This window comes from Acinetobacter sp. DL27, from assembly GCF_055810995.1.
Window position 1 is genome coordinate 515647 of sequence record NZ_CM147947.1, and the last position, 13431, is coordinate 529077.

Annotated in this window: 11 protein-coding genes; 5 read left to right on the plus strand and 6 right to left on the minus strand. The window is 43.1% G+C overall.

Features of this window, described 5'->3' with window-relative positions; all coding sequences use genetic code 11:
* Window positions 1–8 precede the first annotated feature (8 nt).
* The 6 genes from AC0KVP_RS02505 to AC0KVP_RS02530 form a co-directional block, all read right to left on the minus strand.
* A complete protein-coding gene (locus AC0KVP_RS02505; RefSeq protein ID WP_178928287.1) occupies window positions 9–2000 on the minus strand; it encodes a MacB family efflux pump subunit in 1992 nt (663 codons plus the stop codon).
* A 2-nt stretch (window positions 2001–2002) separates the two neighbouring features.
* Window positions 2003–3337 carry a MacA family efflux pump subunit gene (locus AC0KVP_RS02510; protein WP_178928286.1) on the minus strand — a complete coding sequence of 445 codons (1335 nt, stop codon included), beginning with the start codon at window positions 3335–3337 and terminating at the stop codon, window positions 2003–2005.
* 115 nt (window positions 3338–3452) lie between these two features.
* Window positions 3453–4442, minus strand: a complete 990-nt coding sequence (gene holA, locus AC0KVP_RS02515) for a DNA polymerase III subunit delta (protein ID WP_178928285.1) — start codon at window positions 4440–4442, stop codon at window positions 3453–3455.
* A 12-nt stretch (window positions 4443–4454) separates the two neighbouring features.
* Window positions 4455–4964 carry an LPS-assembly lipoprotein LptE gene (locus tag AC0KVP_RS02520; RefSeq protein WP_062031226.1) on the minus strand — a complete coding sequence of 170 codons (510 nt, stop codon included), beginning with the start codon at window positions 4962–4964 and terminating at the stop codon, window positions 4455–4457.
* A gap of 247 nt (window positions 4965–5211) precedes the next feature.
* A complete protein-coding gene (gene leuS / locus AC0KVP_RS02525) occupies window positions 5212–7833 on the minus strand; it encodes a leucine--tRNA ligase (RefSeq protein ID WP_178928284.1) in 2622 nt (873 codons plus the stop codon).
* A 134-nt stretch (window positions 7834–7967) separates the two neighbouring features.
* Window positions 7968–8333, minus strand: a complete 366-nt coding sequence (locus AC0KVP_RS02530; RefSeq protein WP_473338713.1) for a DUF4124 domain-containing protein — start codon at window positions 8331–8333, stop codon at window positions 7968–7970.
* A gap of 770 nt (window positions 8334–9103) precedes the next feature.
* On the opposite strand from AC0KVP_RS02530, the gene AC0KVP_RS02535 reads away from it, so the two are divergent.
* The 5 genes from AC0KVP_RS02535 (at window position 9104) to AC0KVP_RS02555 (ending at window position 13354) form a co-directional block, all read left to right on the plus strand.
* Complete coding sequence (locus AC0KVP_RS02535) at window positions 9104–10831, plus strand: acetolactate synthase 3 large subunit (RefSeq protein WP_010327538.1); 1728 nt, start codon at window positions 9104–9106, stop codon at window positions 10829–10831.
* Window positions 10828–11319, plus strand: a complete 492-nt coding sequence (gene ilvN / locus AC0KVP_RS02540; RefSeq protein WP_004697653.1) for an acetolactate synthase small subunit — start codon at window positions 10828–10830, stop codon at window positions 11317–11319. The genes AC0KVP_RS02535 and ilvN overlap by 4 nt, the downstream gene beginning before the upstream one ends.
* Before the next feature lie 105 nt (window positions 11320–11424).
* A complete protein-coding gene (ilvC, locus tag AC0KVP_RS02545) occupies window positions 11425–12441 on the plus strand; it encodes a ketol-acid reductoisomerase (RefSeq protein WP_004983494.1) in 1017 nt (338 codons plus the stop codon).
* A gap of 72 nt (window positions 12442–12513) precedes the next feature.
* Window positions 12514–12939, plus strand: a complete 426-nt coding sequence (locus AC0KVP_RS02550; protein WP_473338719.1) for a DUF2971 domain-containing protein — start codon at window positions 12514–12516, stop codon at window positions 12937–12939.
* A gap of 43 nt (window positions 12940–12982) precedes the next feature.
* Window positions 12983–13354 (plus strand): hypothetical protein, encoded by a 372-nt coding sequence (locus AC0KVP_RS02555; protein WP_473338721.1) that lies wholly within the window; start codon window positions 12983–12985, stop codon window positions 13352–13354.
* Window positions 13355–13431: the final 77 nt, after the last annotated feature.

Consider the following 13431-nt stretch of genomic DNA (forward strand, 5'->3'; position numbering starts at 1 on the left):
TTTTTTCCTTATTCTCTGGCAAGTGCTGCAACAGGGTCGAGTTTGGCTGCATTTTTTGCAGGCAAGAAACCAAACACCACACCAATTAAAGTCGAGCATACAAATGCGGCGATAATAGACGTGGTTGAGTAAGCAACCCCGAAATTGCCCCCAGCAAATTTTTGAATGATTTGTCCTAGACCCAGCGAGAGCAACACGCCTAAAACCCCACCAATCAGGCAGACTAAAATGGCTTCTATTAAAAACTGCTGCAAAATATCACTTTGACGCGCACCCACCGCCATCCGAACCCCAATTTCTTGCGTCCGTTCGGTCACTGAAACCAACATAATGTTCATTACACCAATACCGCCCACCACCAAAGAAATCACGGCAATTGCAGAAACCAATAGGGTCATGGTACTGGTAGTCTTTTCAATGGTTTGGCGAATACTATCGCTGTTCATGGTGAACACATCTTGCTGACCATGGCGCAAGGTGAGTAAGTTCACAATTGCGTTTTCAGCCGCACTGGTGGAGTACTTATCATTGATTTGCACCACGATATTACGCACATTACTCTGACCGAGCATACGACTCATGACCGTGGTGTAGGGCATATATACATTCAAAGTATCATCGGAACCCATGGCACTGGTTTGCGGTTCGACGACACCAATAATTCGTGCAGGAACACTGCCTAAAAGTACGACCTGCCCAATCGGACTGCTACCATCACTAAAAAACTGTTTTTGTGTATTAGTGTCAATGACCACGTCTTGGGTGCGGTCACGGACGCTCCGCTGGTCAAAGGTTTGTCCATTTTTGAAGGTCAGGCCTTTCACTGTGAAATAATCACCGCCGACACCATTAATGGTGGCATTGGCTTCACTCTGTTGATAGCGAATGGTTTTGGATGAACTCACCATTGGACTAACCGCACTCACATACGGTTGGGTGGCGAGCGCTTCAGCATCGGCAGGAACAAGAGTTTTAAAGTTGGCCATTTTGGAGTTATCACCAAAACCGCGACCTTGGAACACCGTAATCGTGTTAGTTCCTAAACTACTGATGTTACTTAAAATCTGTTGTTGTGATCCATTTCCCAAAGCTACCACCGTCACGACGGAGGCAATCCCGATAATAATGCCGAGCATGGTCAAAAAGGTTCGCATGCGGTGTGCATTCATGGACAAAAGTGCCATACGGAAGGCTTCACCTAAACGGTCGAGCAGAGAACGCCATGCAGAGACACTTTTATTTTTTTCTTGCTGGGCAGAAATCGCAGTTTCTGCATCAGGGTCGCTGTGTAGTTCAGTGTCATGCTCAGGTTGATTGACACGGTCTGCAATGATTTGCCCATCGCTGATCTCGATAATCCGCGAAGCATTTTTCGCCACTTGCATATCGTGGGTGACCAAAATAATGGTATGGCCTGCGGCATTTAACTCACGCAAAATCCGCATCACTTCCACGCCACTATGCGAGTCTAGGGCACCTGTCGGTTCGTCAGCGAGAATGACATCACCGCCGTTCATCAACGCACGTGCAATCGAGACACGTTGTTGCTGTCCCCCAGAAAGTTGACTTGGTCGGTTTTGAGTTTTATTGCCCAGCCCTAATTCTGTCAGTAAAGCAGTGGCACGTTGTTTACGTGCATACGGTGTTGCCCCTGCATAAACCGCAGGGACTTCAACATTACCTTCTGCGGTTAAGTCGCCTAAAAGGTGGTAACGCTGGAAAATAAAACCAAAATACTCACGACGTAATTCGGCCAATTGATCCGGTTCGAGTTTACCCGTTTCGCGACCATTAACCTGATAACTTCCTGAGGTTGGGCGGTCGAGACAACCCAAAATATTCATCAGGGTGGATTTACCTGAACCCGACTGGCCGACAATGGCAACCAATTCACCTTCGTAAATGGTCAGGTCAATGCCTTTGAGAATTTGGACAGTACTTTCGCCAGCTGGAAACTCTCGCACCAAATTGCTGACTTCAAGCAAGGCTTTTTTGGTCATGCTTACATTCCCATTGGTGGACTGTTACGACGGCGGTTGCTGCTATTGGCAGAAGCGGCAGTATTCTCCGAACTGTCTGCAATCACCACTTGATCGCCTTCTTTTAAGCCTGCCAGCACTTGTGCATTGACGCGGTTATTGATACCCACCAAAATTTGTTTGGGTTGAGCTGAGCCATCCGCTTGTAAGACACGGACTACGCTCAGCGTAGCTTTACCTTCTTTGACCAATTGTTGTTGCGCTGCATTTAAATTCAGACGTTCAAGTCGCGGACCTTGAGGTCGGTCTGAGTCCGATTTGCTTTGTGTCGATGACGCTGCTTGCGTATTTGAACCGCTGTTCCGCTTTGCATTTGCAGGACGAGTTGAAATTGCAGAAGAAGGGACTAATAACGCATTTTTTGCAGAATCGAGCACGATGTAGACTTGTGCAGTCATATCAATACGTAGCTTGCCATCATGGTTGGGTACATCAAATAGAGCATTGTAGTAAATTGCGGTGCTGGTTGATGTGCTGGTGGTACTTTCATCGGTAATCGAGTCTGGCGCGGGCTCAACTTGACGTAGGTTAGCATAACGCTTGCTGTCATCACCTAAAGTGGTGAAATACACCTGTTGGCCTTTTTCAACTTTCATGATGTCCGCTTCACTGACCTGCGCCTTAATGGTCATATTTTGTAATTTTGCAATTTTAACAATAGTCGGCGCACTTTGATTGGCGTTTACAGTTTGACCTTCCTCAGTCACGATCGCCACCACGGTACCATCAGTCGGTGCCACAATGCGGGTATATCCGATATTGGTTTGCGCGGTCGACTTAGTCACCTTTGCAGATTCAATCTGTGCATCAATCGCTTTAATTTGTGCTTGTGCTGTTTTATAGCTGGCCTCAGCCGATTCTAATTCTGCTTTTGATGTGGCATCTTGCGCATACATTTGCTGTTGACGCTTATATGCCAGTTGCGCCTCATTAAGACTGGCTTCCTGTTGTAGACGCTGCGCTTGCAAATTTTTAATATTGGCTTCTGCTGTTTTAAAGCTGTTTTCTTGAGTGGTTGAATCAATCTGCGCAATCAATTGACCTTGTTTAACTTCATCGCCCAGTTGCACATACATTTTCTGTACTTGACCTGAGACCTGTGCGCCGACACTCACCAGTTTGGTTGCATCTAAAGTACCTGTCGCCAATACCGTATTTTCAAGATCACCACGAGTGACGGATTCGCTAATATACTGTGGTTGTTCTTGTTTTGGTTTGAAATATGTCCACGCGACATAAGCAAGTACGGCAACACAGAGTACCGCGATAACCATTTTGACAGCTTTTATTTTTTGCATTGGAATCAGGGAGTAAACAGAATTGCAGATAGTATAAAAGCGAAATACGGATAAATCGTGAATTTTTTGAACAAATAGAAATGATTATTATTTTTAAAAGACTCGTTGCGGTAATTTAAGCGGGAAAGAGTGACTTTCCACACAGCGTTGCAATGGCTTGCATCACGACATGTTCAGCATTTTCATGCCCCAAACCTTTAATCGAAGCATCAATGCGAAGCAGGAGACTGGGCCACGTTAAAAAGCACTGCGGGTTCAGTCGACGTAAGGCGTGTTGATAGACGCTGACTTTATTCTTCCAAATCCCCAGTTGTAGTGCATTTTGCGGTTGCTCAAACAGTTGCATGAGTAAACGCATTTCTTTACTGATACTCCACAAAATCAGACTAAGGGGTTCACCTGAGGCAATCAGGTATTGGTAAATTTTAATCGATTGCGCCAGATTGCCTTCGAGCAGAGCATCACTCAAATCGAAAGTACTATAGCGGGACTGGTCTTGTAAGCAGGCATGTAAATGATCAATCTGAATCAGCTCAACCTCGGCAAAGGTGTCGCTGACACGCATTAAGCTATTTTTAGCTGCGAGTAAGTTGTGTTCATGGTGTTGTTCTAACCATTGCCATGCATCCTGACTCAGTTTAACCCCAAGCTTATCTGCTTCAATGCTTAAAATCTGCTGACGGTCACGCGGATAATTTGCGGTCAGGGCAACATGCACGCCATTGGCTTCAACCGTTTGGAAAAAGCCCGTTTTTAGGCTGGCGCTGTCCTGTTTTGGCATCACCACCAAAAGCAAGTTCTGTTCATTGTTTTGGATATAGCTTTTTAGCAACTTTAAAGCGTTAGCATCGGGCTTAATATTGCCATGAACTTCAATGGCAAGCTGACTTGAAAATAAGGACAAACTATAGAGTGCATTAAAGACATTTTTCCAGTCATTGACATTGCTAATGTCATGCCGTTGTCGTTCAATTTCTTGCTTTTGCCAACTTGCTCGAAACGCATCCAGTAAATTTTGCTCAAGCAATGGTTCTTGACCTTGCATAATCCACACACCGCGAGCTTCATCGACACGTTTTAAGGCTTGCAAATAGTCAAGTTTCATTGTTAATAAACCTTACTGCTGTGCAGGTGGTAGACGGTTCGATGAAATCTGACGCACAATTTGCTGCGCGACATCATCCACGATGACTTGATTCAAATAGTTTTTCTCTTGGTCATCGGTGTTAACGGTTTCAACGTTGTATTGATAACTACGCGTTGCAACTACGGTCCGTGGTTCAGTGATTGGACGGCCTTGCGCATCTTCAATACGGAAGGTGACATTGAGGCGTAATAATACTTCAATCAGTTTACCGTTCAACTCTAAACGCTGCGGTTTATAATCTAGCACGCGAAGCACATAGGCATCTGAACCACTGCTCAGCTGTACACCCGACGCACCTAAATAAATGGCCAATTTTTCATGCAATTCATCGGTGTTCTTCGGAAGCACCAAATTCATTTTTGAATAAGCAATCGGTGTTGCGCTTGGATTGATGCCTTTCAAGTGAAAGCCACACCCGACCAAGCCCGCACTTAGGCCACAAGTTAAAACAATAGCTGCCAAACGTTTGCCTAAATGCATGTGTTGTCCTCTGTTTGCTCTTTTTTATAAAAGAAAAATAATATGCCGTGATTGTATGTGCAAAGCCCGTTGACTGGCAACGGGCTTTGTTTGGGTTTTGTTTATCATTTTCAGTTCCTTCTCCCTTAGGGAGAAGGTTAGGATGAGGGGAGTTTACCTCTCCCTAGCCCTCACTTGCAGAATTGTTTAAAGCAGTGCTTAAACAATTCTTCAGGAGAGGGAACCTAAGAAGGAGTTTTAAAGCTTTTTAAACCACCAAATTCACTAATTTATTTGGCACCACAATTTCTTTCTTGGTTGGACCTGTCAAGAATTGTTGAACTTCTGGCAAGGCTTTAGCCAATGCAAGCAATTCATCTTTCGATGTATCGACAGACACTTCTAATTTGCCACGCAGTTTACCATTCACTTGAACCACAATCGTTTGCGTATTACGTGTGAGTGCAGATTCGTCTACAGTCGGGAACAACACGCTGGTTAAGTCCAGTCCGAATTCAGCCAATAAAGTCTGGCTTAAATGTGGTGCAAATGGTGCAAGTAAAGTTAAAAGCGTTGTAATCGATTCACGAGCAACCGCAACATCATTATCATTTTTCGCTTCAAATTTATTGTTCGCATTTAATAGTTCCATCATCGCTGCAATAGCCGTGTTAAAGGCATGGCGGCGTTCGATGTCATCACCCACTTTTTGAATGGTTTCATGCGTTTTACGACGTAAGTCTTGTGCTTCTGTAGACAGTTGAGCAGTATCAATTGCAAAGGCTGCATTACCTTTTTCAAGGAAGCTGGCAACCAAACGCCATACACGTTTCAAGAAACGGTTTGCGCCTTCCACACCTGCATCAGACCATTCGAGTGATTGATCTGGTGGAGCTGCAAACATCATGAACACACGTGCCGTATCTGCACCGTACTGATTAATAATAGCTTGTGGGTCGATACCGTTATTTTTCGATTTCGACATTTTCTCTTGGCCACCAACAATTACGTCCTGACCATCACCTTGGTATTTCGCAGACAGAATACGCCCTTTTTCATCACGTTCGAGGTCGATATCTGCAGGGTTAAACCAAGTTTTCTTGCCTGATTCAGCTTCACGGTAATAAGTGTCTGCCAAAACCATACCTTGAGTTAATAGATTGGTAAATGGTTCATTACCTTGTACTACACCTTCATCACGCATCAATTTGTGGAAGAAGCGTGCATAAAGTAAGTGCAGAATCGCGTGTTCAACACCACCGATGTATTGATTTACTGGAAGCCATGTTTGAGCAGCTTCAGGTTTAACTAAACCATCAGTAAAATCAGGAGATGCATAACGTGCATAGTACCAAGATGACTCTACAAAGGTATCTAAAGTATCAGTTTCACGACGCGCATCACCACCACAGCTTGGGCAAGTGGTTTGATAAAACTCAGGCATCTTGTTCAATGGGTTCCCCGAGCCATCAGGTACGACATCAGTCGGTAAGACCACTGGAAGTTGCTCTTCAGGTACAGGAACCTGACCACATTTTTCACAGTTGATCATTGGAATTGGGCAACCCCAATAACGCTGACGCGATACACCCCAGTCACGTAAACGGAACTGAACTTTGGTGCTTGCAAGAGTTGTTGGTTCTAATTTCGCAAGGAACGCATCATAAGCTGCTTGAAAGTCTAAACCGTCGAATTCAGCAGAATTGACCAATTTACCCTCTTTAGAGCCGTACCATTCTTGCCATTGTGCAGCATCAAAGTCTGCATCGTCTGCACCTTGAGCATCAATCACTTGTTTAATGGTTAAGCCATATTTATTGGCAAATTCAAAATCACGTTCGTCGTGTGCAGGTACAGCCATCACTGCGCCAGAGCCATAAGACATCAACACGTAGTTGGCAATCCAAACAGGAACTGCTTCGCCAGTGACAGGATGCTTTACAGACAGACCTGTTGCCATGCCTTTCTTTTCAGCAGTGGCAAGGTCAGCTTCAGCCACAGAACCCATACGGCATTCTTCAATAAATGCTTTAAGTTCAGCATTATTTTCCGCAGCTTTCAGCGCCATTGGATGTTCTGCTGCAACAGCAACATAAGTCACACCCATTAAGGTGTCAGCACGTGTTGTAAATACTGTTAAGCCATCTGCATATACGTCAGGATTTGCAGAAGGGAAGGTAATATCCATCCCTTGTGAACGACCAATCCAGTTGCGTTGCATGGTCAAGACTTGCTGTGGCCAACCGTCTTTTAATGTGTCTAAATCGTCTAATAATTCTTGCGCATAGTCAGTAATGCGGAAGTAATACATTGGAATATCACGTTTTTCAACCAATGCACCTGAACGCCAGCCACGACCATTTTCAACTTGTTCATTAGCCAGTACAGTCTGATCCACAGGATCCCAGTTTACTGTTGAAAGTTTACGGTAAATGAGGCCTTTTTTATAAAGTTGCACGAACAACCACTGTTCCCAGCGGTAGTATTCAGGGGTACACGTTGCAAATTCACGATCCCAATCGACTGATAGACCTAATTTTTTTAATTGGTCACGCATATATGCGATGTTTTCAAAGGTCCATTTTGCAGGTGCAACTTGGTGTGCAATCGCAGCGTTTTCAGCAGGTAAACCAAAAGCATCCCAACCCATAGGTTGCAGGACGGTTTCCCCTTTAAGGCGGTGGAAACGACTGATGACATCACCAATGGTGTAGTTACGCACATGACCCATATGCAGTTTGCCACTTGGATAAGGGAACATCGAGAGGATATAACGACGTGGACCTTCTACAGAGTCGGCAACTTTAAAGGCTTTACGAGCTTCCCAGTCTTGTTGGACGGTAGGTTCAATCGCGCTCGCTTGATATTCAGGGTCAATGTGAGTAGTCATATACGTATGTAGAACAATGGTTAAAAAGTTTGTTGCACAGCATAGCGCAAAATGCACCTAAAAGTGAATTTTGCGCTATGTTTTGTGCAGGAAATTAAACAAGCTGAAAATAAATCTGGAACCGTACGGAATGATTAAACCGCAGGGCGGACTTGTTGGCCTTGTTGAAGTGCTTCATTCGCTTCACGTCGTTGATTTTCTAAATCAACTATTGCTGGTGCTGCTGGAGCAGCGCTTGGTACAGCATTGGGGGGAGCTGGTACGGTATTTGGTATATTGGCAGGTGCTTCCGATGACGCAGCTTGTGGTGAATTTTTCCAACCATAGGTGTCGACTTTGCCTTTTTTCTTTGCTGTTTTGGGTGGAGGTGTCGTGGTGTAATGTGTCGAGCCTTGGCTATCAACCCACTTATAATACGTCTTGGCAAAGCTTTGTGTACTGCCTATTGCAAGCCCCATCCCCACCAAACATGCTGCCATTTTTGCAAACTGAATACTCATCTACCATTGTCCTTTTTATATCCGGAGTCATTGGATTTTATCGGGTTTATCGTTGTCGTTATTTTATGCCAATTTTAGAACAATAAGCATCGCTTGATACATTTTTTCATCTGAGTTTTTTGAAATATTTTGCAGGTCAAATCCTCAGTTTAACGTGTGAAATATGCGTTATGGCACAGTATGAAAATAAGAAGGTTATGCTAAAACCTGATGAACAAATGCTGATCTATATTTAAAACTGAAAAAATCTGAGATAGATATTGGATTTAAATTTAAGTGAATATCTTATTAAACTTATTTATGGGTTTTATTATGTTTTTTTATTAATAAATTCAGTGAAATAGAAATCTATTTGTTTTTGAACTAAAAAACCGAGAAAAAGCGACTCAGTTTTCTTTGTCCGCGATGAATAAAAAACAAACGCTCTGTAAATAAACAAAAAAAAGCTAATTTTTAAACTTGACTTTAGTCACGAAACTCCTAAAAATGCTGTCTTTAGTTTTATATGCCTTTACTCGATCACCCTTCGATAAAGTGTCATTTCATGCAATGGACACGCTTTCTAGCCGAGACCGTGAACAAAGTAAAAAAATGTGTTTATCCCAACACGTTTTAGATCTCATATTGCTCAAACAGCATACAGATCAGAATTTTTTCCTATTGCTATGAAAACTAAGAAATATGTGTGCTATAACAGTGCAGACAATCAATGAATGAAACACTGCTGGTGCCTTCCACCATTGCAGTGATAAAGATTAGGGTGAATCACGTTGGAACTTTTATCTGGTGGTGAAATGCTCGTTCGCGCATTGGCGGACGAAGGCGTTGAACATGTATTTGGATACCCAGGCGGCGCAGTTTTACATATCTACGACGCGTTCTTTCAACAAGACAAAATCAATCATTACCTCGTGCGCCATGAACAAGCTGCTGGTCATATGGCAGATGCTTACTCACGCGTAACAGGTAAGACGGGTGTGGTCCTCGTGACTTCAGGTCCGGGTGCAACCAATACTGTGACTCCAATTGCAACGGCTTATATGGACTCAATCCCAATGGTGATTTTGTCAGGTCAGGTTGCGTCACATTTAATTGGTGAAGATGCATTCCAAGAAACAGATATGGTCGGTATTTCTCGTCCGATCGTAAAACATAGTTTCCAAGTGCGCCATGCCAGCGAAATTCCTTCGATTATTAAGAAGGCATTTTATATTGCAGCTTCTGGTCGTCCGGGTCCAGTTGTGGTCGATATTCCAAAAGATGCAACCAATCCAGCTGAGAAATTTGCTTACGAATACCCAGAAAAAGTGAAGATGCGTTCGTATCAACCGCCGCATCGTGGTCACTCAGGTCAAATTCGTAAAGCGATTGAAGAGCTGATTCATGCTAAACGTCCTGTGATTTATACTGGCGGTGGCGTGGTTCAGGGGAATGCTTCTGCACAGTTAACTGAACTGGCGCATATTTTGGGCTTCCCAGTCACCAATACCTTGATGGGGCTTGGTGCATTCCCTGGTAATGATCCGCAGTTTATTGGCATGTTGGGTATGCATGGTACCTATGAAGCCAATATGACCATGCACAATGCTGATGTGATTTTGTGTATCGGTGCGCGTTTCGATGACCGTGTAACCAATAATCCAGCAAAATTCTGTCCAAATGCCAAAGTGATTCATATTGATATCGACCCTGCGACGATTTCAAAAACTATCATGGCACATATCCCGATCGTGGGTGCGGTAGAACCTGTCCTTCAAGAAATGTTGACACAGTTAAAACAAATGAATGTGTCTAAACCAAATCCTGAGGACATGGCTGCTTGGTGGGCGCAAATCAATGAATGGCGTAAAGTTCACGGCATGCGTTATGAGTCTGGTGCAAATGGGGTAATGAAACCACAACAAGTGGTGGAAGCGTTGGATAAAATCACCAATGGTGATGCGATCATTACTTCTGACGTAGGTCAGCATCAAATGTTTGGTGCGAACTATTATAAGTATAAACGTCCACGCCAATGGATTAACTCAGGTGGCTTAGGCACCATGGGTGTAGGTTTACCCTATGCGATGGCGGCGAAATTGGCTTTCCCTGACCAACAAGTGGTGTGTATCACGGGTGAAGCATCGATTCAGATGTGTATCCAAGAGCTTTCGACGTGTAAGCAATATGGCCTAAACGTAAAAATCCTCTGCTTGAATAACCAAGCTTTAGGCATGGTGAAGCAGTGGCAAGATATGAACTATGAAGGACGTCACTCAAGTTCTTATATTGATTCATTACCTGACTTCCCTAAATTGATGGAAGCATATGGTCATGTTGGCATCCAAATTGACCATGCGGATGAGCTAGAGTCGAAGCTTGCTGAAGCAATGGCGATCAATGATAAATGTGTATTTATTAATGTGATGGTTGATCGTACAGAGCATGTTTATCCAATGCTTATTGCAGGTCAGTCAATGCAAGATATGTGGTTAGGTAAAGGGGAGCGCACGTCATGAGACACATTATCTCTGTACTTGTAGAAAACGAAGCTGGTGCGCTTTCTCGGTTGGTGGGTTTATTTTCTCAACGTGGTTATAACATTGAGACCTTAAACGTTGCACCAACCGAAGATCCGACCTTATCGCGTTTGACATTAACGACTTATGGCGATGACCATAAAATTGAACAAATCACCAAACAGCTCAACAAATTGGTTGAAGTGGTGAAAGTGGTTGATTTGTCTGAAGGTGCGCACATTGAGCGTGAGTTGATGTTGATTAAAGTCAAATCACTTGGCTCGGCACGTGCTGAAATCAAACGGACTGCGGACATTTTCCGTGCGCAAATTGTTGATGTCACCCCAACGACTTACACCATTCAAATCGCGGGTACGACTGAAAAAATTGATGGTTTTATTGATGCACTCGCAGAGAACACCATTCTGGAAGTTGTACGCTCAGGTGTTTCAGGCATCGCGCGTGGCGAAAAAGTTTTAACCATTTAATTCATTAACACGATTCAACCTCCTTTTGAGAAAGAGGGGGATTTCATCAAACAATAAACCCCTTGATGGAATTACAGAATACCAAGCATTTTAGCGGAGACAGCAATGCAAATTTTTTACGATAAAGACTGCGACTTATCTATCATTCAATCTAAGAAAGTAGCGATCATTGGTTACGGTTCACAAGGTCACGCACACGCGCTTAACCTTAAAGATTCTGGTGTGGACGTAACTGTAGGTTTACGCGCTGGTTCTACTTCTTGGAAAAAAGCTGAAAATTCAGGTCTTAAAGTTGCTGAAGTTCCTGCTGCTGTAGCACAAGCTGACGTAGTCATGATCTTGACTCCAGATGAGTTCCAATCACAACTTTATCGTGACGTGATTGAGCCAAACATTAAAGAAGGTGCAACATTAGCATTTGCCCATGGTTTCTCTGTTCTTTATAACCAAGTTGTTCCACGTGCAGACCTTGATGTAATCATGGTTGCACCAAAAGCACCAGGTCATACAGTGCGTTCTGAATACCAACGTGGTTCAGGTGTTCCTGACTTAATCGCGATTCATCAAGATGCGTCTGGTAATGCACGTAACCTAGCACTTTCTTATGCTTCAGGCGTCGGTGGTGGTCGTACAGGTATCATCGAAACTTCTTTCCGTGAAGAAACTGAAACTGACTTATTTGGTGAGCAAGCAGTTCTTTGTGGTGGTGCAGTAGAACTTGTGAAAATGGGCTTCGAAACTTTGGTAGAAGCAGGTTATGCACCTGAAATGGCTTACTTCGAATGCTTACACGAACTTAAGCTAATCGTTGACTTGATGTTTGAAGGCGGTATCGCGGACATGAACTATTCAGTGTCAAACAACGCTGAATATGGCGAATATGTAACTGGCGTTGAAGTAATCAACGAACAGTCTCGTGAAGCGATGCGCAATGCACTTAAACGTATCCAATCTGGTGAATACGCGAAGATGTTCATTAACGAAGGTGCGTTGAACTACCCATCAATGACTGCGCGTCGTCGTCAAAACGCAGCGCATGGCATTGAAGTAACTGGTGGTAAGTTGCGTGCGATGATGCCTTGGATTCAAGCAAACAAGATCGTAGATAAAGAGAAGAACTAATTCTCTGATCTAGCTGATTGATATGCTATAAAACCCTTGCGAAAGCGAGGGTTTTTTTATTGGATAACAAAAATGATTTTATATAAATATGTCAGTTTTGAAGCTGGATTAAAGATTTTAGAAACAAGTACTTTGGGGTTTTCTCATTTAGAGGACTTTAATGATCCATTTGAAGGAACTGGTTTGGGGCTTTATGATTTAGACGTTTCCTTGTCAGTTGCAATCAATGCATTCCGCAATCGCTTTTCGAGAAAATATTGTATTTTGAGTCTAACTAGAACGGCTTTGAATCCACTGATGTGGTCGCATTATGCTGATAGCTACAAAGGAATGGTCATAGGTATTGATACTAAAAAAGCAGGCTTTGAAAATATTGATCAATATGTAATTCCAGCCCAGAAGGGCGAAGTTAGATATTTGAAAACAGTTCCTAAAGGTGTTAATGCAGCCAATATTGATAATTTACTTTCAATAGGCAATTCGAGCTTATTAAATTAGCAAGTGAATGAAAATCTTCTGAAGCATGGTTTCCTTTTATAAAATGCAAGAATGGACATATGAGGAAGAAGTTCGAATTGTTAAAAATATCTCATCAGCGAATATCGGATATCATTATTCAACTCAAAGGGAGTTTGAGTTGAATGGTCAACTTTGGCATCGGGTGGAGCTTCTTACTAGACCAATATATACCACCAAAATTCCGAAAGAAGCATTTGTAGATGTGACCTTAGGTTTATCTACCTATCAGGAATTAAAGCGCTTACAAGAACGAGAGACACAGCAGTTTAACCCTGAAAAAGTGGAGCGGTTGGAAAAATTATTTGCATGGATTGGTTTGATGAACTTGCCAACTTATCGAATTGAAAGGGATAACCAAGATTGGGCGCTGAAAAGAAAAGAGATGACTAGATAATCTTTAAAATATGCTGGTGGTCCATATTAAATCTGTCATGAATTTATCATCAAACTGTCAAACTCGACATCTATGCT